The 20,300-nt window shown below is 62.8% G+C and carries 22 protein-coding genes; 5 read left to right on the top strand and 17 right to left on the bottom strand.

The features are described from left to right. Nucleotides 1-14 precede the first annotated feature (14 nt). From rpsC to rpsL, 12 genes are all read right to left on the bottom strand, one after another. Complete coding sequence (rpsC, locus tag IWY39_RS14600; protein WP_017184034.1) at nucleotides 15-710, bottom strand: 30S ribosomal protein S3; 696 nt, start codon at nucleotides 708-710, stop codon at nucleotides 15-17. Between the two features lie 4 nt (nucleotides 711-714). After that, a complete protein-coding gene (rplV, locus tag IWY39_RS14595; protein WP_006960310.1) occupies nucleotides 715-1,101 on the bottom strand; it encodes a 50S ribosomal protein L22 in 387 nt (128 codons plus the stop codon). Beyond that, on the bottom strand, nucleotides 1,101-1,376 hold the full coding sequence (gene rpsS / locus IWY39_RS14590; protein WP_017184033.1) for a 30S ribosomal protein S19: 276 nt from the start codon (nucleotides 1,374-1,376) through the stop codon (nucleotides 1,101-1,103). The genes rplV and rpsS overlap by 1 nt, the downstream gene beginning before the upstream one ends. 5 nt (nucleotides 1,377-1,381) lie before the next feature. Then, nucleotides 1,382-2,218 carry a 50S ribosomal protein L2 gene (gene rplB, locus IWY39_RS14585; RefSeq protein ID WP_017184032.1) on the bottom strand — a complete coding sequence of 279 codons (837 nt, stop codon included), beginning with the start codon at nucleotides 2,216-2,218 and terminating at the stop codon, nucleotides 1,382-1,384. Nucleotides 2,219-2,228: 10 nt separating this feature from the next. Continuing rightward, on the bottom strand, nucleotides 2,229-2,543 hold the full coding sequence (locus IWY39_RS14580; RefSeq protein WP_017184031.1) for a 50S ribosomal protein L23: 315 nt from the start codon (nucleotides 2,541-2,543) through the stop codon (nucleotides 2,229-2,231). Next, the gene (gene rplD / locus IWY39_RS14575; RefSeq protein WP_017184030.1) at nucleotides 2,536-3,159 is read right to left on the bottom strand and encodes a 50S ribosomal protein L4; all 624 of its coding nucleotides are present in this window, start codon (nucleotides 3,157-3,159) and stop codon (nucleotides 2,536-2,538) included. Before rplD ends, IWY39_RS14580 begins: the two co-directional genes overlap by 8 nt. A gap of 3 nt (nucleotides 3,160-3,162) precedes the next feature. Beyond that, entirely contained in the window at nucleotides 3,163-3,915 is a 753-nt protein-coding gene (gene rplC, locus IWY39_RS14570; RefSeq protein ID WP_017184029.1) for a 50S ribosomal protein L3, read from the bottom strand. 314 nt (nucleotides 3,916-4,229) lie between these two features. Beyond that, entirely contained in the window at nucleotides 4,230-4,538 is a 309-nt protein-coding gene (rpsJ, locus tag IWY39_RS14565; RefSeq protein ID WP_006960299.1) for a 30S ribosomal protein S10, read from the bottom strand. A 138-nt stretch (nucleotides 4,539-4,676) separates the two neighbouring features. After that, a complete protein-coding gene (gene tuf, locus IWY39_RS14560; RefSeq protein ID WP_017184028.1) occupies nucleotides 4,677-5,867 on the bottom strand; it encodes an elongation factor Tu in 1,191 nt (396 codons plus the stop codon). 131 nt (nucleotides 5,868-5,998) lie between these two features. After that, nucleotides 5,999-8,071 (bottom strand): elongation factor G, encoded by a 2,073-nt coding sequence (gene fusA / locus IWY39_RS14555; protein WP_019052930.1) that lies wholly within the window; start codon nucleotides 8,069-8,071, stop codon nucleotides 5,999-6,001. A 160-nt stretch (nucleotides 8,072-8,231) separates the two neighbouring features. Next, entirely contained in the window at nucleotides 8,232-8,702 is a 471-nt protein-coding gene (rpsG, locus tag IWY39_RS14550) for a 30S ribosomal protein S7 (RefSeq protein WP_017184026.1), read from the bottom strand. Nucleotides 8,703-8,716: 14 nt separating this feature from the next. Next, entirely contained in the window at nucleotides 8,717-9,088 is a 372-nt protein-coding gene (gene rpsL, locus IWY39_RS14545) for a 30S ribosomal protein S12 (RefSeq protein WP_026002556.1), read from the bottom strand. Nucleotides 9,089-9,455: 367 nt separating this feature from the next. Here rpsL and IWY39_RS14540 point away from each other — a divergent pair, with 367 nt between their 5' ends. The 3 genes from IWY39_RS14540 (at nucleotide 9,456) to IWY39_RS14530 (ending at nucleotide 13,452) form a co-directional block, all read left to right on the top strand. Further along, the gene (locus IWY39_RS14540; protein ID WP_107125648.1) at nucleotides 9,456-11,744 is read left to right on the top strand and encodes a putative bifunctional diguanylate cyclase/phosphodiesterase; all 2,289 of its coding nucleotides are present in this window, start codon (nucleotides 9,456-9,458) and stop codon (nucleotides 11,742-11,744) included. Between the two features lie 261 nt (nucleotides 11,745-12,005). Then, a complete protein-coding gene (locus tag IWY39_RS14535; RefSeq protein ID WP_107125647.1) occupies nucleotides 12,006-13,091 on the top strand; it encodes a M23 family metallopeptidase in 1,086 nt (361 codons plus the stop codon). After that, nucleotides 13,072-13,452 (top strand): bactofilin family protein, encoded by a 381-nt coding sequence (locus IWY39_RS14530; protein ID WP_017184024.1) that lies wholly within the window; start codon nucleotides 13,072-13,074, stop codon nucleotides 13,450-13,452. The genes IWY39_RS14535 and IWY39_RS14530 overlap by 20 nt, the downstream gene beginning before the upstream one ends. 204 nt (nucleotides 13,453-13,656) lie before the next feature. Here the strand turns inward: IWY39_RS14530 and IWY39_RS14525 are convergent, their stop codons facing one another. Genes IWY39_RS14525 through IWY39_RS14510 form a run of 4 tightly spaced genes read right to left on the bottom strand, consistent with a single transcriptional unit; the run spans nucleotide 13,657 to nucleotide 17,419 of the window. Then, complete coding sequence (locus tag IWY39_RS14525; RefSeq protein WP_107125646.1) at nucleotides 13,657-14,025, bottom strand: YkvA family protein; 369 nt, start codon at nucleotides 14,023-14,025, stop codon at nucleotides 13,657-13,659. A gap of 7 nt (nucleotides 14,026-14,032) precedes the next feature. After that, on the bottom strand, nucleotides 14,033-15,541 hold the full coding sequence (locus tag IWY39_RS14520; RefSeq protein WP_107125645.1) for a YifB family Mg chelatase-like AAA ATPase: 1,509 nt from the start codon (nucleotides 15,539-15,541) through the stop codon (nucleotides 14,033-14,035). A gap of 41 nt (nucleotides 15,542-15,582) precedes the next feature. Continuing rightward, nucleotides 15,583-16,287, bottom strand: coding sequence for an RlmE family RNA methyltransferase (locus tag IWY39_RS14515; protein ID WP_019052925.1), 705 nt, complete (start codon nucleotides 16,285-16,287; stop codon nucleotides 15,583-15,585). Nucleotides 16,288-16,297: 10 nt separating this feature from the next. Then, nucleotides 16,298-17,419, bottom strand: a complete 1,122-nt coding sequence (locus IWY39_RS14510) for a Ppx/GppA phosphatase family protein (RefSeq protein WP_107125644.1) — start codon at nucleotides 17,417-17,419, stop codon at nucleotides 16,298-16,300. A 283-nt stretch (nucleotides 17,420-17,702) separates the two neighbouring features. Here IWY39_RS14510 and lgt point away from each other — a divergent pair, with 283 nt between their 5' ends. Further along, nucleotides 17,703-18,569 carry a prolipoprotein diacylglyceryl transferase gene (gene lgt / locus IWY39_RS14505; protein WP_017184018.1) on the top strand — a complete coding sequence of 289 codons (867 nt, stop codon included), beginning with the start codon at nucleotides 17,703-17,705 and terminating at the stop codon, nucleotides 18,567-18,569. Then, a complete protein-coding gene (locus IWY39_RS14500; RefSeq protein WP_107125643.1) occupies nucleotides 18,559-19,617 on the top strand; it encodes a class I SAM-dependent methyltransferase in 1,059 nt (352 codons plus the stop codon). The genes lgt and IWY39_RS14500 overlap by 11 nt, the downstream gene beginning before the upstream one ends. 13 nt (nucleotides 19,618-19,630) lie before the next feature. Here the strand turns inward: IWY39_RS14500 and gmk are convergent, their stop codons facing one another. Then, nucleotides 19,631-20,296, bottom strand: coding sequence for a guanylate kinase (gmk, locus tag IWY39_RS14495; protein ID WP_019052922.1), 666 nt, complete (start codon nucleotides 20,294-20,296; stop codon nucleotides 19,631-19,633). Nucleotides 20,297-20,300: the final 4 nt, after the last annotated feature.

Raw genomic sequence — 20,300 nt, 5'->3', positions numbered from 1 at the left:
TACCCTATTCAAAATCAGCGCGCCGGGCGCACGCCGGAGGTCTGAGCCTCCAGCATGAGCCGGTCGGTCGCGAACGGATCATGGCCGAGAATCTCGCCCTTGAAGATCCACACCTTGATCCCGCACACGCCATAGGCGGTGTGCGCGGTGGCTTCGGCATAGTCGACGTTCGCGCGCAGCGTGTGCAGCGGAACGCGGCCTTCGCGATACCATTCGACGCGCGCGATTTCCGCGCCGCCCAAACGGCCGCCACAGGTGATCTTGATGCCTTCAGCGCCCAGACGCAGCGCCGACTGCACCGCACGCTTCATCGCGCGACGGAATGCAACGCGGCGTTCCAACTGGTCGGCAATGCCCTGCGCGACGAGACGGCTGTCGACTTCCGGCTTGCGGATTTCGACGATGTTCAGCGACACGTCGGACGAGGTCAGCGCGCCCAGCTTCTTGCGAAGCTTCTCGATGTCCGCACCCTTCTTGCCGATGATGACACCCGGACGGGCGGCATAGATCGACACGCGGCACAGCTTGGCGGGACGCTCGATCACGACCTTGGAGATCGCGGCCTGCGGCAACGTCTTGAAGATGAACTGGCGGATCTTGAGATCTTCCAGCAGGAGACGACCATAGTCGGCACCTTCGGCGAACCAGCGGCTGTCCCAGGTACGGTTGATCTGGAGACGCAGACCGATCGGATTGCTCTTGTGACCCATGTGCTTAGGCCTCCGCTTCTTCGCCAGCTTCACGCACGACGATGCGCACGCGGCTGTAAGGCTTGAGGATCCGGGTCGACTTGCCGCGGCCACGGGCATGGAAGCGCTTGAGCGTGAACGCCTTGCCTACCGATGCTTCCGCGACGACCAGCGCGTCGACGTCCAGATTGTGGTTGTTTTCTGCGTTGGCGATGGCCGAAGCCAGCACCTTGCGCACGTCGACCGCCATCGCCTTCTTGGAGAAGGCGAGGATGTTCAGCGCATCTTCGACCTTGCGGCCGCGGATGAGCGTGGCGACCAGGTTCAGCTTCTGGGCCGAACCACGGATCTGCGTGCCAACGGCCAGCGCTTCATTGTCGGCGACGCGACGCGGAGCTTTTTCCTTGCTCATTAGCGCTTGCCCTTCTTGTCGGCGGCGTGGCCGGGGAAGAAGCGGGTCGGAGCGAATTCGCCCAGCTTGTGACCCACCATTTCCTCGTTCACGGAGACCGGAACATGCTTGCGGCCGTTATAGACGTTGAACGTCAGACCAACGAACTGCGGCAGGATGGTGGAACGACGCGACCAGGTCTTGATCGGCGCACGGCCACCCGCGTCCTGCGCGGCTTCCGCCTTCTTCAGAAGGCTGAGGTCCACGAACGGACCTTTCCAGACGGAACGAGCCATCTCGCTTACCTCTTCTTCTTCGCGTGGCGGCTACGGATGATCATCTTATCCGTCGCCTTGTTGTGGCGGGTGCGAGCACCCTTGGTCGGCTTGCCCCAGGGCGTGACCGGATGACGGCCGCCAGAGGTCCGGCCTTCACCACCACCATGCGGGTGATCGACCGGGTTCTTGGCAACACCGCGGGTCAGAGGACGAATGCCCTTCCAACGGTTGCGGCCTGCCTTGGCGAGGTTGGTGTTGCCATTGTCCGGGTTGCTGACGGCGCCGATGGTGCCCATGCAATCGGAACGAATGTAGCGCTGTTCACCCGACGACAGGCGAACCATGACCATGCCGCGATCGCGACCGACCAGCTGGGCGTAGGTGCCCGCCGAACGGCAGAGCTGACCGCCCTTGCCCGGCTTCATTTCGATGTTGTGGATGATCGTGCCAACCGGCATCTGACCCAGTTCCATCGCGTTGCCCGGCTTCACGTCGGTCTTCTTGCCCGCGATGACCTTGTCACCGGGCGCAAGACGCTGCGGCGCCAGGATATAAGCCTGGGTGCCATCGGGATAGTTGACCAGCGCAATGAAGGCGGTGCGGTTCGGGTCATATTCCAGACGCTCGACCGTACCTTCGACATCCCACAAGCGACGCTTGAAATCGATAATACGATAGCGCTGCTTGTGACCGCCGCCGATACCGCGCGAGGTCACATGACCCTTGTTGTTGCGGCCACCGGTCTTGCGCTTGCCTTCGGTCAGCGCCTTGACGGGCTTTCCTTTGTGCAGGCTCGACTTGTCGACCAGGATCAGGCCGCGCTGGGCGGGGCTGGTCGGGTTATAGTGCTTGAGTGCCATGGTCCGCGCCTCAGATACCGGTGGTGACGTCGATGGACTGGCCTTCGGCCAGCGTCACGATCGCCTTCTTGACGTCCGAACGCGTGTAGGGCTTGCCCTTCCAGCGCTTGGTCTTGCCCTTCTGCACCAGCGTGTTGACCGCCTTGACGGTCACGCCGAACAGCGCTTCGACAGCCGCCTTGATTTCCGGCTTGGTCGCATTGTTGGCGACCTTGAAAACCACGGCGTTGTTTTCGCTCAGGAGCGTCGACTTTTCGGTGATGTGCGGCGCGACGACGACGTCATAATGACGGTTGTCGACGGTTCCGGCTTGCTTTTTAGCCATTGAAACGGGCCTCCAGCTTTTCGACCGCAGCGCGCGTGAGCACCAGCGAGTCAGCTTTCAAAATGTCGTAGACATTGGCGCCGACGGCCGGCAGCAGGTCCACGCCGACAATGTTGGCCGATGCCTTGGCAAAGCTGATGTTCACAGCGTCGCCGTCGATGAACAGCACCTTGTTGAGGTTCAGCTTGGCGAGGCTGGCGACCAGCGCCTTGGTCTTGCCTTCGGCAACATCCAGGCTGTCGATGATCGTGAGCGTACCAGCCTTGACCTTCGACGACAGCGCCATCTTCAGACCCAGCGCGCGAACCTTCTTGTTCAGCGAGGGATTGAAGTCACGGACGCGGGCACCGTGGGCCTTACCACCGCCGATGAACACCGGCGCACGGCGATCGCCGTGACGGGCAGTGCCGCCACCCTTCTGGCGACCGAACTTCTTGCCGGTGCGGGCGACATCGCTGCGCTCGCGCGTGGCACGGGCGGTGCCGCGGCGCTTTTCAAGCTGCCAGGTGACGACGCGATGCAGAATGTCGGCACGGGGCTCGAGGCCGAAAACGGCATCGTTCAGCTCCAAATCGCCAGCTTCTGCTGCGTCGAGGGTCTGTACCTTGACCTTCATGGTTTAGCCCTCCTGGCCTTCGGTGACGTCGGTCGCCACGGCGTCTTCGGCCGGGGTGTTCGCAGCGTCGTTGCTATTGTCAGCCTTTTTCAGGCTGGCGGGATAGGGTGCGTCCGCCGGACGAGCGACCTTGACCGCGTCCTTGACGGTGAGCCAGGTGCCCTTGGCGCCCGGAACGCTGCCCTTGACGAACAGCAGACCGCGCTCGACGTCGGTCCGCACGATTTCCAGATTCTGCTGGGTGCGTTCACGATCGCCCATGTGACCGGCCATCTTCTTGTTCTTGAAGACGCGACCCGGATCCTGGCGGTTACCCGTCGAACCATGGGCACGATGGCTGATCGACACACCGTGGGTGGCACGCATACCGCCGAAGCCCCAACGCTTCATGGCGCCGGCAAAACCCTTACCCTGGGTGTGACCGGCCACGTCGACCAGCTGGCCGGCGATGAAATGGTCAGCGGCGATTTCTGCGCCGACATCGAGGAGCGCGTCCTCGGCGACACGGAATTCGACCAGACGAGCCTTGGGCTCCACTTCCGCCTTGGCGAAGTGACCGCGCTGCGGCTTGGCGACATTCTTAACTTTCGCGGTGCCGGCACCCAGCTGCACGGCCACATAGCCGTCGCTGTCCACATCCTTCCGAGCCACGACCTGGTTGCCTTCAAGGGCCAGAACCGTAACCGGAACGTGACGCCCGTCCTCCTGGAACAGGCGGGTCATCCCGACTTTCTTCGCGATCACGCCAGTGCGCATGATCCATACTCCCAATAGAGGCCCGCCTTATCAGCGGGCGTATCCAACGAAAAAACCGCTCAGGATCTCTCCTTCGCGGCCAACCCTTAGTTTGCAGATCACCCCGTCTGGGTTGGATGCCACCCCCTATTCGGGAACAGCGACGGGGGACCAGGGCCACGGCCGAAGCCGCGCGGTATCCCTTGTGTCGTTTGAGCTTCCACCCTTCCTTGCAGAAGGCGGGGTGGAATACCCGATACCCTGGCGACTTTTCAGTCAGCAGGAACTTGCTGGCTTGCCTGCCCGGCCATCGCCGGGGCTAAAGGCAAACCCGCTTAAGCGAGCTTGATCTCGACATTCACGCCGGCAGCCAGGTCCAGCTTCATCAGCGCGTCGACCGTCTGCGGCGTCGGCTGCACAATGTCAAGCATACGCTTGTAGGTGCGAACCTCGAACTGCTCGCGCGACTTCTTGTCGACGTGCGGGCCACGGTTGACCGTGAACTTTTCAATGCGCGTCGGCAGAGGAATGGGGCCGCGAATGAGGGCGCCGGTGCGGCGGGCGGTGTCGGCGATGTCGCCGGTCGCCTGATCGAGCACGCGATGATCGAACGCCTTAAGGCGAATGCGGATGTTGCTGTCCATGTCCTACTACCGATGCGAAAGAGCCAAAAAACAAACCGCCCCGTTTAATCCTCTAGCGCGAAGCCGGCGAGGATCGGTCCGAGGCGGTTAAAATCCGAGCCGCGCGAATCAGATGACCCGCGCGGCTCGCTGCCTATATTACTTGGTGACTGCCGAAACAACCCCCGAACCGACGGTCCGGCCGCCTTCGCGGATCGAGAAGCGCAGACCCTGCTCCATCGCGATGGGGGCGATGAGCTTGACGCCGAGCTTCACGTTGTCGCCGGGCATGACCATTTCGGTGCCTTCCGGCAGAACGACTTCGCCGGTCACGTCGGTGGTGCGGAAGTAGAACTGCGGACGATAGTTGGCGAAGAACGGCGTGTGACGGCCACCCTCTTCCTTCGACAGCACATAGACTTCCGATTCAAACTCGGTGTGCGGCTTGATCGAGCCGGGCTTGCAGAGAACCTGACCACGCTCAACGTCTTCACGGCCAACGCCACGAACCAGCGCACCGATATTGTCGCCAGCTTCACCCTGGTCGAGCAGCTTGCGGAACATTTCGACGCCGGTGACGACGGTCTTGCGGGTGTCCTTGAGGCCGACGATCTCGACTTCTTCACCAACCTTGACGATGCCGGTTTCAACGCGGCCGGTCACAACCGTACCACGACCCGAGATCGAGAACACGTCTTCGATCGGCATCAGGAAGGGCTTGTCGACCGGACGGTCGGGCTGCGGGATCCAGCTGTCAACCGACTGCATCAGCTTCAGCACGGCGTCGTGACCGATTTCAGGGTTCGTGCCGTTCAGGGCGCAAACAGCCGAGCCAGGGATGATGGGGATGTTGTCGCCATCAAAATCGTAGGACGACAGCAGCTCGCGGATTTCCAGTTCGACCAGTTCCAGAATTTCCGGATCGTCGACCAGGTCAACCTTGTTCATGAACACGACCATCTGCGGCACGCCGACCTGACGGGCCAGCAGGATGTGCTCGCGGGTCTGGGGCATCGGGCCGTCGGTGGCGGACACGACCAGGATCGCGCCGTCCATCTGGGCGGCACCGGTGATCATGTTCTTCACATAGTCAGCGTGACCGGGGCAGTCGACGTGCGCATAGTGGCGCAGCTCGGTTTCATATTCGACGTGGGCGGTCGAAATGGTGATGCCGCGCTCGCGCTCTTCGGGCGCCTTGTCGATGTTGTCATACGAGGTGAAGGTCGCACCGCCGGTTTCGGCCAGCACCTTCGTGATCGCTGCGGTCAGCGAGGTCTTGCCATGGTCGACGTGACCGATGGTGCCGATGTTGCAATGCGGCTTCGTCCGCTCAAACTTAGCTTTCGCCATTTTATCCTACCTTCTAATCAAATCCGATGGGTTTGACCGCTCGGCCGCGCCTTGCGAAGGCGCGTCCATAGCAGCAAATTTGCATAATGAAAGCCCTAACCGCCCCGTTCGCACAGGGCGGATCAGGATTTTCAGGCCATCTTGGCCTTCACCTCGTCAGCGACATTCTGCGGCACTTCGTCATAGTGCGAGAACGACATGGAATAGCTGGCCCGACCCTGGGTGAAAGAGCGCAGCGTATTCACATAACCGAACATGTTGGCCAGCGGGACCATGGCATCGACGGTCTGTGCGTTGCCACGGCTGTCGGTGCCCTGAATCTGGCCACGACGGCTGTTCATGTCGCCGATGACGTCGCCCAGATAATCTTCCGGGGTGACGACTTCGACCTTCATGATCGGTTCCAGCAGCTTGATGCCCGCCTTCTGAGCCGCTTCGCGCATGGCGCCGCGGGCGCAGATTTCGAACGCCAGAGCCGACGAGTCGACGTCGTGATAGGCGCCGTCATAGAGATGGACTTCAAAGTCGATGATCGGGAAGCCGATCAGCTGACCGGTCAGCGCGGTTTCACGGAAGCCCTTTTCGACCGAGGGGATATATTCCTTGGGAATATTGCCGCCCTTGATCTCGTCAAAGAACTGGTAGCCCGAACCACGCTCGCCAGGAATGACGGTCGCCTTGATGCGACCGAACTGACCCGAACCACCCGACTGCTTCTTGTGGGTGTAGTCGATGTCGACCTTCTTCGCGAGATATTCGCGATAGGCCACCTGCGGCGCGCCGACATTGGCTTCGACCTTGAATTCGCGACGCATGCGGTCGACGAGGATTTCCAGGTGAAGTTCGCCCATGCCCTTGATGATGGTCTGGCCCGATTCATGATCGGTCGACACGCGGAAGCTGGGATCTTCAGCCGACAGGCGATTGAGCGCGATGCCCATCTTTTCCTGGTCCGCCTTGGTCTTGGGCTCCACCGACAGTTCGATAACCGGTTCAGGGAATTCCATCCGCTCCAGCACGATCGGCTGGCGCTCGGCGCACAGCGTGTCGCCGGTGGTGGTTTCCTTCATGCCGGCCAGCGCGATGATGTCGCCTGCAAATGCCTCTTCAACGTCCTTACGTTCGTTGGCGTGCATTTCGAGCATGCGCCCGACCTTTTCCTTCTTGTCCTTCACCGAGTTCAGGTAAGTGCCCTTGACGAGCGTACCCGAATAGATGCGGATGAAGGTGAGCGAGCCCACGAACGGGTCGTTCATCACCTTGAACGCCAGCGCGCTGAAGGGCGCATCGTCGGTCGCGGGACGGCTGTCCGGCTCGTTGCTGTCCATCTTGACGCCCTGCACGTCTTCAATGTCTAGCGGGCTGGGCATGTAGTCGACGACGGCGTCGAGCAGGGGCTGAACGCCCTTGTTCTTGAACGCCGAACCGCAAACGACCGGCACGAACGACTGGTTGAGCGCGCCCTTGCGGATCAGCGACTTCAGCGTCGCCGTGTCGGGCTCGGTGCCTTCGAGATAGGCTTCCATCGCCGCATCGTCCTGCTCGACGGCCAGCTCGATCAGGTCGCTGCGATATTTCGCCGCCTTGTCGGCCATGTCGGCGGGAATTTCTTCAAAGAAGAATTCAGCGCCCAGCGACTCATCCTTCCAGATGATCGCGCGGTTCTCGACCAGGTCGACCAGACCCTTGAAATCGCTTTCCGTGCCGATCGGCAGATACAGAACGGCAGGACGCGCGCCCAGACGATCGATGATCGACTGCACGCAATAATAGAAGTCGGCCCCGGTGCGGTCGAGCTTGTTGATGAAGCACATGCGCGGAACTTTATACTTGTCCGCCTGGCGCCACACGGTTTCAGACTGCGGCTCAACGCCGGCAACGCCGTCGAAGCAGGCAACCGCGCCGTCGAGCACGCGCAGCGAGCGTTCGACTTCGATCGTGAAGTCAACGTGGCCGGGGGTGTCGATGATGTTGATGCGGTGACCGTTCCAGAAACAGGTCGTCGCAGCCGAGGTGATCGTGATCCCGCGCTCCTGCTCCTGCTCCATCCAGTCCATCGTCGCGGCGCCGTCATGGACTTCGCCGATCTTGTAGGACTTGCCGGTATAATAAAGAATACGCTCGGTCGTCGTCGTCTTGCCGGCGTCGATATGGGCCATAATGCCGATATTGCGATACAGTTTGAGCGGATGGCTGCGGGCCATGATGCTTCTCCGTTGCCGGCGCACCGGCGGTTGGGGATTCGTGTTCTTGCGTGGCCCCTAAACCAATCCGTCCGCCATGGGTAGGCCCACGACGAACGGATGGATTTTTAAGAGCGATAGGCGGGGCAGCGGCCGATTGAACGCCGCCCCGCCAATCTTTTTACCAGCGATAGTGCGAGAAGGCGCGGTTCGCTTCCGCCATGCGGTGCGTGTCTTCGCGCTTCTTGACCGCGTTGCCGCGGTTGTTGGCTGCATCCATCAGTTCACCCGACAGGCGGGCGGCCATGGTGGTTTCGCTGCGGTTACGCGCTGCGGCGATCAGCCAGCGAATGGCCAGGGCCTGCGAACGCTCAGGACGCACTTCGACGGGAACCTGATAGGTCGCACCGCCAACGCGGCGGCTGCGAACTTCGATGCCCGGCTTGATGTTGTTCAGCGCGTCATGGAACATGCCGATCGGATCCTTCTTGGCGCGGGCCTCGACGGTTTCCAGGGCGCCATAAACGATCGATTCAGCAACAGCCTTCTTGCCGTCCTGCATGATGGAGTTCATGAATTTCGACAGAACCTGATCGCCATATTTGGGATCGGGCAGGATGATGCGCTTTTCGGGGCGACGACGACGTGACATAGGTTGTTCTCCCCTTACTTAGGACGCTTGGCGCCGTACTTGGAACGGCTCTGCTTGCGATCCTTGACGCCCTGGGTATCCAGAACGCCGCGAAGAACGTGGTAACGCACGCCCGGAAGATCTCGCACACGACCGCCGCGGATCAGTACGACGCTATGTTCCTGAAGGTTGTGACCTTCACCAGGAATATAGGTGATGACTTCGCGCTGGTTGACCAGGCGAACCTTGGCAACCTTGCGGAGCGCCGAATTCGGCTTTTTCGGGGTCGTGGTATAGACGCGGGTGCAAACGCCACGCTTTTGCGGGTTCGCATCCATGGCAGGGACCTTCGATTTGGCCTTCTGCGGTTCGCGGCCCTTGCGGACCAGCTGGTTGATTGTTGGCATGAAGCCCTTCACCTTTTTCAGTTACTTTACCGCAACATCCCTGCGTTTCAGTGCGGCCGGGAAACATGTCGCTTCCAAACAGCAAAGGCCCCGGCGGGTGCATACCCCCCTGGAGCCGCAAGAGCATCCGGTAATGTTCAGCTCTGTATTGCCCGCGTGGGATGATGCGAGGAGACGAGTCTCGACGCGGCAGACCGCTGGGCAGGCGGGCCTATAGCGATGCCGGGGCAAAGGGTCAAGCCGATCGCCGACCGCCTGGCCATCCCGTTGATCTGGCAGGGCCAAAGGACGCTGGTTAGGGAATTGCTAACCGTGCCTGCCCTATTTTAGCCCCCGGCACCAACGGGGCGCCTTAACTGGACTGGACGTGAACGGGCTTTCGACAATCAGCGGCGAATTTCGCCTGGCCGAGCGGGAGTCGGCGTTCCAGTCCGAGCGCCTGCCCGAATCGCGGCGTCATGCCCGCAATCTTTTCATTCTTTCTACGATTCTCAACACGTTGTTCCTGTTGAGCGACTGGCGTTTTGCCGGGACCGCGCATTTCTGGGTCGCCGTGCCCGCACGCTTGGCCGTGATCATCTGGTCGATCGTCAGCCTGTGGCTAACCCGTCGGATGACAAGCTTTCGGGCGGTTGAACGCATCTGCTTCGCCTGGCAGGTCGTAACCGCCATCGGCGTCGCCTTTCTGGTGAGTTCGCGCAGCGACATCGCTATCTTCGTCCTCGTCATGCTGCCGCTGGTTTTCTATCTGGTCGTCCCAACCAGTTATCGCGGCAATGTCGGCGGCGGGCTGGCCTGTGGCATCGTGCTGCTGATCGGCTATCTCGCCCCTGCCCCGCTGTCCTCCACCATGCCGGGCATGGTTCTGGCCATGCTAATACTCCATTGCGGCATGTGCATCGCGATCGCGCGCAACAACCGGCTTCAGCGGCAGGAATGGACCGCCGGGCAGGTCGCGCAGGCCGTACAGCTGGAACTGGCCAACAGCCGCGATACGTTGCAGCGCATGTTCATGGCTGTGCCGTTACCCTTGCTGGTCACACGCTATGACGGTCACATCCTGCATCTAAACCGCGCGGCCATCGATGCCTATGGAGCGGGACATGACGTCCGGCTCGATAATGTCGAGCAAACCTATGTGGATTTGCCGGTGCGCGACGAGCTGTTCGCTACGCTACAGCGCGGCGGAGCGGTGGACAATTTCGAGTGTCGGCTGCGCCGCGCCGACGGGGCCATCCGCCATGCAATGCTGTCCGCCCGCCCGATCGTGATCGACGGCGAACCCTGCTTCATGACCAGCGTAGTCGACATTACCGAACGCAAGCAGGCCGAACGGCATCTCGAACGCCTCGCCATGACGGACGCGCTGACCGGCCTTGCCAACCGCGCGCATTTCATGGCCGCCGTGACGCAGGCGACGGCGGCATCGAACGACCGGACGCAACTCGCGGTCCTGCTGATCGATCTGGACGAATTCAAGCGTGTCAACGACACGGCGGGACATGATGCAGGCGATGCCCTGCTATGCGCCGTGGCCGGACGGCTGCGCCAAGCGCTGCGGCCGGGTGATCTGGTCGCGCGGATGGGCGGAGACGAATTTGCGGTGCTGCTGACCCGCCTGCCCGATGCCGACGCGCTTCAGTCGATCCTGACGCGCATCGCCGATCATCTGCACGCGCCGCTCGACTATCGCGGCCGACCGATCGAATCTCGCGTCAGCATCGGCGTGGCGCTGTTCCCCGACCATGGCGAGGATGTGACCGCGCTGGTCAAACATGCCGACATCGCCCTTTATCATGCCAAGAATAACGGCCGGGGTCGCGCAACCATATTCGGGCCGGACCTGCTGGAAAGCTGGGACCGGGAGACAGCGATGCTCGACCGTGCCCGGCATGTTCTGGCGCAGGAACACCCCTGCCCCTGGTATCAGCCCAAGATCGCTCTCGACACCGGCGCGATCATCGGGTTCGAAGCGCTGTTCCGCTGCCCGACCGGCAATGGAACGGTCATCATGCCGGCCGACATCGCTGCGGCGTTCGAGCATCCCGAACTGGGACCGGCGATCACCAATCAGATGATCGCCGGCATCATTGCCGACTGCGCCCGCTGGCGCGATGCCGGGCTGGATGTTGGTCATGTCGCGCTGAACGTGTCGGGCGCGGACCTTAACGATGACAATTTCACGGGTCATTTGCTGGAGCGGCTAGCGCAGGCGGGCCTGCCGCCGACGATGATCGAGCTGGAAGTCACCGAGTCGGTCTTTCTGGGTCGCAATGCCGACCGTGTCGGGCAGGTGCTCCACCGCCTGAGCAAAGCGGGCGTGTCCATTGCCCTTGATGACTTCGGGACGGGCTACGCATCCCTTTCCCACCTCAAGCAATTTCCAATCGACATCATCAAGATCGACCAGCGCTTCGTCCGCGATCTGGAGACGGACCCGGACGACGCCGCCATCGTCCGCACGGTGCTGAACCTGGCCTATAGCCTGGGTATCCGTACCGTGGCCGAAGGGGTGGAGAATAGCAGTCAGGTCGATTATCTGCGCGCGGGCGGATGCCATTATGGCCAAGGTTATCATTTTGGCGCAGCCATGCCTGCGGCGACCATAACAGAGCTGCTGGCAAAACAGAGACTCGCCAGCCCTGCCCTCAAATAGATTGAAACAGCGCTGAAAATTGTTTTCGACGGTAAGGAACAAATAAAGGCCCCAATCATTTCGCCGCGCTGATGCTTCGACTCGTCACGACTCCGCAACGACGGATTCGCCTAGTTCGCAATGCTTTGCTATCGGCCCGACTCGAATAAGAGTGCGGGGTCGCAATTGTCGCAGAACAGCAAAACGGGAGCCGCCGCTCTCCGCGCGCGGTTGAACGCGCTTTGCCCTGAGCGGGAGATTTTTCTCCGCTCCGGGGGGCAGGTGAAGTTCCTGCGAATCTCGCGCCGGGCGCAGCTTGCCGCTATCGCCATTGCCTCCACCGCGTTGATCGGCTGGGGCGGCGCAACCATATCTATGCTCGCTGGCAAAGCCGCTGTGGCGCAGGAGCGCGCACGGCTCGCCGAGCAGGGCAAGGCCGTCGCCAGCACGGCGGACAAGGTCGCGGACTATCGCAAATCGGTCGAGGATCTGGCGCAGGACTTGGAAGCGCGCCAGGATTTCATGGATGAACTCTACAAGACGCATTTCGGTGCGGAGGACGGCAATGCCGCGGGCGCCGATCTGGTCGGCCCGGCCAAGAGCGGCGAGAAGGGCAAGCTGACTGCCAAGATCAGCATGGCCCCCGAAGCCGCGCCTCTCGTCCGACTGGCCCAGCGGCAGCGTCAGTTCGCGATGATGCTGACCAGCGCGGTCGAGCAGCGCGCAGACAAGGCCGCCGCCGCGATCCGCAGCTTTGGCCTGAACCCCGACAGCCTGACCCGCAACGCCGCCCGCGCGCAGGGTGGCCCCTTCGTGCCGTGGAAGGGCGACAAGGGTGCGATGACCGGCGAGCTGGAAGAGTTGGCCAGCGCGCTCAACCGCATGGAATTGCTGGAGCGCAGCCTGCTCACCATCCCGTCGGGCAAGCCCACCACGGCACCGATGCAGACCAGTTCCTATGGCTATCGCCGCGATCCGTTTAACGGTCATGCCGCTTTCCATGCCGGAATCGACTTTCCCGGCCGCTATGGTCAACCAATCCACGCGGCCGCTGGCGGCAAGGTCAGCTTCGTGGGCCAGCGTCAGGGCTATGGCAATGTCGTGGAGGTCGAGCATGGCAATGGTCTGATGACCCGTTATGCCCATCTTTCCGGCTTTGTCGGTCGCGTGGGCGAGTCGGTTTCACGCGGCGACACGATCGGCCGCATGGGATCAACTGGCCGTTCGACCGGCACCCACCTGCATTTCGAGGTCCGGCTGAATGGCCAGGCCATCAACCCGCGCCGTTTTCTGGAGGCCCGCCAAGATGTTCTCCAAGTCCAGCAAATCGCAAAAGCGCGTTTCGCCGATGTCGGCAACCGGGGCTAAAAACACCCCCTTTTCACTGATCGGCAGTGATGTAACCATCAGCGGCAATCTGACCGCGTCGGTCGACCTGCATGTCGACGGCACGGTTGAAGGCGACATCAGCTGTGCCGCGCTGGTGCAGGGTCCAGACAGCCGCATCGTCGGCCATGTCACCGCGCAAAGCGCGCGCCTGGCGGGCCTTGTCGACGGATCGATTGCCGCGCAGGAACTGGTGGTCGAGAGCACGGCCCGGATTACAGGCGACGTGCGCTATGAACGGATAACGATCGAACCGGGCAGCCGGATCGAAGGACATTTCGCGCATGAGGACCATAGCCCGGTCACGGAACTCAAGCTGATCGCTGGTGACGGCGCGGCCTGATCGGCCCCTCCCCTAACCATATTTGTCACTGGTAGCAGCCGCATCGCAGCGATACCCCTCCCCCGTCATCGACATGGGGAGACGACACCATGGACACGCCCGACTATTGGCCGGATATTCGCCGCTTTCTGATCGGCTTCGCGATTGGCGGTGTCGCCATCGGCCTTTTCACGCTGATGAGCGTCCAGCCAATCCCCTGATCCGTCAGCCGGCCAGCCAAAGCACACAGGCGCCCAGCCCCACGCCCCACAGAAACAGCACAATGAACATGCCCGTGCGGCTCGATGGCCGGTCGGCACGCGCCGTCGCCTCGATCCGATAGCGCGCCATCAGCGCGGCCGGGATGCAACGGACCGCCAGCGCAATGCCGAGCGGCACGATCAATATATCGTCCAGCAACCCCAGGACCGGAATGAAGTCCGGGATCAGGTCGATCGGGCTGAGCGCATAGGCGGCGACCAGCAGGGCGATCAGCCGTGCGGGCAATGGCGTATCGGGACTGCGCGCGGCAATCCACAATGCCAAGACTTCCCGCTTTAGCCGCCCGGCCCAGGCTTTGAGCGCGGCGAGCATCGCTGCGTCAGTTCACCGGCGCGCGCCGGCGATAGCTGAGCGCTTCAGCGATATGCACGCGCCCGACCTTTTCCGCCCCGGCCAGATCCGCAATCGTCCGCGCGACCCGCAATACGCGGGTATAGCCGCGGGCCGACAACTTCATCGCGATGGCGGCCTGCGCCAGCAACTGCCGGCCTGCCTCGTCCGGCCCCGCGACCTGTTCCAGCGCCTCGCCATCGACTTCGGCGTTGGTACGCACCTTGCCGTCGCCATAGCGCGCGGTCTGGACCGCGCGGGCAGCGGCGACGCGCGCGGCGACCTCAACGGAACCTTCCGCCGGCGGCGGTAGCACCAGATCGGCAGCGGTCACCGCCTGCACCTCGACATGCAGGTCGATCCGGTCGAGCAGCGGCCCGGAAACCTTGGCCTGATAGTCTGCCGCACAACGCGGCGCGCGCGAACAAGCGAGCGCCGGATCGCCCAGATGCCCGCAGCGGCAGGGATTCATGGCGGCAATCAATTGCACTCTTGCCGGGAAGGTCACATGGGCATTGGCGCGTGCCACCGTCACCTCGCCTGTCTCCAGCGGCTGGCGCAGCGAATCCAGCACGGCGCGCTGAAACTCTGGCAGTTCGTCCAGAAACAATACGCCCAGATGCGCCATGCTGACCTCCCCCGGTCGCACGCGCAGCCCGCCGCCGACCAATGCCGCCATCGACGCGCTATGATGGGGGGTGCGAAACGGCCGGGCGCGGCTGATCCGCCCACCCTCCAGCGTGCCCGCGACGCTTGCCACCATCGACGTTTCGAGCGCTTCGCCCGGTGTCAGTTCGGGCAATATGCCCGGCAGGCAGCTTGCCATCAGCGATTTGCCCGCGCCCGGCGGCCCGACCATCAACAGATTATGACCGCCTGCCGCAGCAATTTCTATGGCTCGCTTGGCCGTTTCCTGCCCCTTGACCTGTTTCAGGTCAGCGGTGCGAACCGGCGCGTCGACGGCGCCCGGTTGCGGCGGCGACAATGCCGATGTGCCCTTGAAATGATTGAGCAGGCTCAGCAGATCGGGGGCAGCGACTACCTCTACCTGCCCTGCCCAGGCGGCTTCGGCCCCCTGCGCTACCGGGCAGACCAGCCCCATATCCTGTTCGCCCGCATGCAGCGCAGCCAGCAACACGCCAGGCGATGGCGCAGTGCGGCCGTCCAGACCCAGTTCGCCCACAACAACATAGCCCGACAGCGTTTCGGCATCGATCACCCCCATCGCCCCCAGCAGCGCCAGCGCGATCGGCAGGTCATAGTGCGACCCTTCCTTGGGCAGGTCGGCGGGGGAAAGGTTGACGGTGATCCGCTTGGGCGGCAGCGACAGGCCGATGGCGGCGATGGCATTGCGCACCCGTTCGCGGCTTTCGGCCACCGCCTTGTCCGGCAGGCCGACGACGATGAAATTGGGCAAGCCGGGAACCAGCTGGCACTGTACCTCGACGCCTCGCGCCTCCAGACCCAGATAAGCGACCGTCGATACCGTTGCGACCAAGTGACCCCCGCTTCTTTCCGCTATGCGTCAGCCATCCGGCCCTATTCGGCGATTGGCGCGCCTGTCCGGTCCCGCGCCGGTTCATCAGGTCGCCCCTTGAACCCTTGCGCCACGACATACCATTCCACGCTGCCCTTGCGGCTGGCGGGGGGCTTGGCATGCTTGATCGTCGTGAAATTCTTTTTGAGCAGCACCAGCAGTTCGCCGTCGGTCCCGCCCGCAAAGACCTTGGCTACGAACGTGCCACCCTTGCGCAGATTTTCAACCGCGAACCAAGCCGCCGCCTCGACCAGCGCCATGGTACGCAGATGGTCGGTCTGGGGATGGCCCACGGTGTTGGCCGCCATGTCGGAAATCACCAGATCCGGCGCGTCCCCCAGCGCATCGCGCAGAAGCTGCGGCGCCTTGTCATCCATGAAGTCCATCTCGAACAGGGTGACACCGCCGATCGGATCGACCGGCAGCAGGTCGATACCCACGACAGCCGCCTTGGGCACCAGCTTGCGAACCACCTGCGACCAGCCGCCCGGCGCGACACCAAGATCGACAACCGCGCGCGAGCCTTTCAGGAAATGGAATTTCTCGTCCAATTCGATCAGCTTGAACGCGGCGCGGCTGCGCCAGCCTTCCGCCTTGGCCTTATGGACATAGGGGTCGTTAAGATGGCGTTCGAGCCAGCGCACCGACTGCGCGGTGCGGCCCTTCGCGCTCTTGACCCGCACCTTGCCTGCGCCAGATCCTCTCATATGGCGCCCTTCACATCATTCTCCCGTCGCGGTCCATCAGCCCGCGCAAAATGCCTTCCCTGATACCCCGGTCGGCAACGCCCAGCCGCTGCGCAGGCCAGATGTCGAGGATCGACTCCAGTATCGCGCAACCCGCCACCACCAGATCGGCCCGTTCGGTGCCGATGCAGGGCAGCTTCTGCCGTTCGCCCAGCGTCATGGTCGACAGCCGCTCCGAAATGGACCGCATGGAGGTGCAGGGCACGATCAGCCCGTCAATCGCCTGCCGATCGTAGCGCGGCAGGTTGAGATGCAGGCTCGCCAGCGTCGTCACCGTGCCGGACGTGCCAAGCAGGCGGATGTCCTCCGCAGCCTGCGGCAGGCGGCGCGCGAGCGGCGAGAATGCGTCGCTGACCCGCGCGCGCATCCTGCCATAAGCGGCCAACCGCGCATCAGCATCGTCATGCTCGAACGCCTCGCTTTCGGTCAGCGATACGACGCCCCATGGCGCGCTTACCCAATCGACAATGCGCGGTGCGCCCGACGAGCCCTGAGCATCGACCAGCACCAATTCGGTCGATCCACCGCCAATGTCGAAGATCAGGGCCGGGCCGTTGCCCGGTTCCAGCAAGGCATGGCACCCCAGCACGGCAAGTCGCGCCTCTTCTTCCGCGCTGATAATGTCGAGCGCTATGCCGGTTTCGCGATAGACGCGCTGGATGAATTCAGCGCCATTGCTGGCACGGCGACAGGCTTCGGTCGCTACCGATCGCGCCAGCGTGACATGGCGGCGGCGCAGCTTGTCCGCGCAGACAGACAGGGCAGCAATCGCCCGGTCTATCGCCGCGTCGCTGATCCGGCCAGTGGACGCCAGCCCCTCGCCCAGACGCACGATCCGCGAAAAAGCATCGACGACGATGAAACCGTCAGCCGACGGCTTGGCGATCAAAAGGCGGCAATTGTTGGTGCCAAGGTCGATCGCGGCATAGGATCGCCGTTCGCGCGCGCCATAAGGCGCAAAGCCCCGCTGCGTTGACAGGGGAGGAATGGCCGCAGCCCTGCTCCCATCGCCCGGACCGGAAGCGGCGCGCTTGCCCGCATAACGGCCGGTCGGGCCGGAACTCTGCGGCGATGGGCGGCTTTGCTGCACCATGCCGTAACTCGCTTCACATATCGCCAGCCCCAATGCGGAGCCAGAACTTGGGAACCATGCTTAAGCAGATACGCGACAATGCGCAAGGCGCGCGCCCCGCCCTCCACGAAATGCGGAACGGATCAAGGATGAGGCGCGCCTATCTGGCGAAAAGAGCAACGTCCCCCATACTCTCCGGCCTGTCGGGGATTTTTGGATTTCCGTGATTTGAGTGCCATCAGATGATTCCATCTGGCTGAAAATCCTTCTATGGCCACAATCCTATTGCCAAGAGGAAGCCGAATTGATCCTGGACATTGCCGCTGCCGCTTCGGGCGCGATCCGCTTTGACGATCTGGGCGTCGGCCCGGTTGCGCTCGACCTCGGCTTCTTCACGCTCAAATGGTACAGTCTCGCCTATCTGGCGGGGATCTTGATCGGCTACTGGTACCTGCTCAAGCTGATCGCCCAGCCCGGATCGCCCATGGGTCGCCGCCATGCCGACGACATGATCTTCTATGCTACATTGGGGATCATCATCGGCGGACGGCTGGCCTATGTCATCTTCTACCAGCCCGAAATTCTTGCGCATCCGCTCGACATCTTCAAGCTGTGGAATGGCGGCATGTCCTTCCATGGCGGTGCGGCGGGCGTGTCGCTCGGTATTCTCTACATGGCGCGCAAGGAGAAGCTCAGCTGGCTGCGCATCCATGATTATGTCGCCTGCTGCGTCCCTTTCGGGCTGTTCTTCGGGCGCCTCGCCAATTTCGTGAATGGCGAATTGTGGGGCAAGGAAACCGATGTTCCCTGGGGCATCATCTTCCCGACCGGCGGCCCCTATCCCCGTCATCCCAGCCAGTTGTACGAAGCGGCGCTGGAAGGGCTTGTCCTGTTCGCCATCCTGGCCTTCGCCTTCTGGCGTACGCGCGCGCGCTATCAGCCGGGGAAACTGGTGGGCATTTTCCTGCTTGGCTATGGCATTTTCCGGTTCGGCGTCGAATATGTGCGGGAAGCGGACGCGCAGTTGATGGAATTTGCCGCGCGTACCGGCCTGCATATGGGCCAGTGGCTGTGCCTGCCCATGATCTTGGGCGGCCTCTACCTGATCGTCACATCGAAGGGGCGTCGCGCGCGGGTGGAGCCCATCGCCGGAAACGCGAGTGTCAGCTGAGCCGCTAACCCTGGCTGAACGGCTTTCGCGCCAGATCGCCGCGGGCGGGCCGATCTCCGTCGCGCATTTCATGGCGGAGGCGAACCAGCATTATTACGCCACCCGCGACCCGTTGGGCGCGGATGGCGACTTCACCACCGCGCCGGAAATCAGCCAGATGTTCGGCGAACTGGTGGGGCTGTGCCTGGCGGATGTGTGGATGCGGTCGGGGCGCAAGCCTGGACCGCTTTATGCCGAGCTGGGGCCGGGACGCGGCACATTGGCGGCCGACGCGCTGCGCGCGATGGAGAGCGCCGCCCTCGCGCCGCGCGTTCATTTCGTCGAGACCAGCCCCACCTTGCGCGAACGGCAGCGCGCACTGCTGCCCCATGTCACCCATCATGACAGTATCGACAGCCTGCCCGACGACGGGCCACTGCTGGTCATCGCCAACGAATTTTTCGATGCGCTGCCGGTGCGCCAGTGCATTCGCGTGGGCGAGGAATGGCGCGAGCGGGTCGTCATCCGGCGCGAAGAAGAAGGGCGCTTTGTCGCCGTTCCTGGCTATCGCCGCATCGAATCGGGCCTGCCCCCAATCGCGGCGCAGGCGCAGGACGGGGCGATCATCGAAACGCCGATTGTGGGTGCTGGAATCGCCTATGCGCTGGCGCAGCGGATCGCCAAACAGGGCGGCGCAGCGATCATCATCGACTATGGCTATGCCGGGCCGTTGCTGGGCGATACGCTGCAAGCGGTGAAGGCGCATGAATTTGCCGATCCCTTCGCCGATCCTGGCGAGGTCGACCTGACCACCCATGTCGACTTCACCATCATTGGCAACATGGCGCGGCAGGCAGGATTGCGGGTGTCAGGCCCGGTCGATCAAGGGCCGTATCTGCGCGATCTGGGCATTGACGCCCGCGCCGAGCAACTGGCGCGTACACATCCTGCGCGCGCCGCTGAAGTGGAGGCCGCGCGCGCCCGGCTGACCAGTGCCGATGCGATGGGCAGCCTGTTCAAGGCGATGGCCTGGGTCCATCCCGACTGGGCCGACCCGGCAGGCTTTTGACGGCGGATCGCGCTCAATCGTCCTGGTGATAACGGCCCAGCTTGCGGATGAAGCCAATCAGGCCGGTCTGGCGGCTGCGCTTCATCCGTTCGGCATGGAGGATGGTCTGCACGCGGCTGAAGCAATCATCTGCATCGACATTGCACAGCACATAATCATAGCCGTCCCAATGCGCGATTTCGCCCGCCGCGCGGGCCATGCGACCGTCAATGACTTCATCGCTGTCCGTCGCGCGGCCGCGCAGGCGACGCTCCAGTTCCTCCATCGAGGGCGGCAGGATGAATACCCGCACCACGTCGCCCCCGGCAATCTGATGCAATTGCTGCGCACCCTGCCAGTCAATGTCGAACAGCACGTCCTGCCCGCTTTTGAGCATGGCCTCCACTGGCGCGCGGGGGGTGCCGTAACGCTGGCCGAACACATGGGCCCATTCCAGAAATTCCTGATCGGCGGTCATCCGGCGGAATTCGGGCAGGTCGACGAAATGATAATCCTTGCCGTCGACTTCGCCCGGCCGCATCGGTCGGGTGGTTGCCGACACCGACATGGACATATCCGGTTCGGCGGCGAGAAGCTTGCGCGCAATGGTGGACTTTCCCGCGCCAGAAGGCGAGGAGAGGACAAAGAGGACGCCGCGCCGCTTGAAGTCGGGCGTTTCGATCAGGATGCTGTCGGCCATGGCC

It is taken from the genome of Sphingobium sp. JAI105 (assembly GCF_015752145.1).
GTDB lineage: Bacteria > Pseudomonadota > Alphaproteobacteria > Sphingomonadales > Sphingomonadaceae > Sphingobium > Sphingobium xenophagum.
This window is presented reverse-complemented; position numbering and strand designations above follow the sequence as displayed.

Bases quoted from the DNA above. Each gene is read 5' to 3' on its own strand.
- rpsC (WP_017184034.1), bottom strand. From the start codon at position 710: ATGGGTCACAAGAGCAATCCGATCGGTCTGCGTCTCCAGATCAACCGT.
- rplV (WP_006960310.1), bottom strand. From the start codon at position 1,101: ATGAGCAAGGAAAAAGCTCCGCGTCGCGTCGCCGACAATGAAGCGCTG.
- rpsS (WP_017184033.1), bottom strand. From the start codon at position 1,376: ATGGCTCGTTCCGTCTGGAAAGGTCCGTTCGTGGACCTCAGCCTTCTG.
- rplB (WP_017184032.1), bottom strand. From the start codon at position 2,218: ATGGCACTCAAGCACTATAACCCGACCAGCCCCGCCCAGCGCGGCCTG.
- IWY39_RS14580 (WP_017184031.1), bottom strand. From the start codon at position 2,543: ATGGCTAAAAAGCAAGCCGGAACCGTCGACAACCGTCATTATGACGTC.
- rplD (WP_017184030.1), bottom strand. From the start codon at position 3,159: ATGAAGGTCAAGGTACAGACCCTCGACGCAGCAGAAGCTGGCGATTTG.
- rplC (WP_017184029.1), bottom strand. From the start codon at position 3,915: ATGCGCACTGGCGTGATCGCGAAGAAAGTCGGGATGACCCGCCTGTTC.
- rpsJ (WP_006960299.1), bottom strand. From the start codon at position 4,538: ATGGACAGCAACATCCGCATTCGCCTTAAGGCGTTCGATCATCGCGTG.
- tuf (WP_017184028.1), bottom strand. From the start codon at position 5,867: ATGGCGAAAGCTAAGTTTGAGCGGACGAAGCCGCATTGCAACATCGGC.
- fusA (WP_019052930.1), bottom strand. From the start codon at position 8,071: ATGGCCCGCAGCCATCCGCTCAAACTGTATCGCAATATCGGCATTATG.
- rpsG (WP_017184026.1), bottom strand. From the start codon at position 8,702: ATGTCACGTCGTCGTCGCCCCGAAAAGCGCATCATCCTGCCCGATCCC.
- rpsL (WP_026002556.1), bottom strand. From the start codon at position 9,088: ATGCCAACAATCAACCAGCTGGTCCGCAAGGGCCGCGAACCGCAGAAG.
- IWY39_RS14530 (WP_017184024.1), top strand. From the start codon at position 13,072: ATGTCGGCAACCGGGGCTAAAAACACCCCCTTTTCACTGATCGGCAGT.
- IWY39_RS14525 (WP_107125646.1), bottom strand. From the start codon at position 14,025: ATGCTCGCCGCGCTCAAAGCCTGGGCCGGGCGGCTAAAGCGGGAAGTC.
- IWY39_RS14515 (WP_019052925.1), bottom strand. From the start codon at position 16,287: ATGAGAGGATCTGGCGCAGGCAAGGTGCGGGTCAAGAGCGCGAAGGGC.
- IWY39_RS14510 (WP_107125644.1), bottom strand. From the start codon at position 17,419: ATGGTGCAGCAAAGCCGCCCATCGCCGCAGAGTTCCGGCCCGACCGGC.
- gmk (WP_019052922.1), bottom strand. From the start codon at position 20,296: ATGGCCGACAGCATCCTGATCGAAACGCCCGACTTCAAGCGGCGCGGC.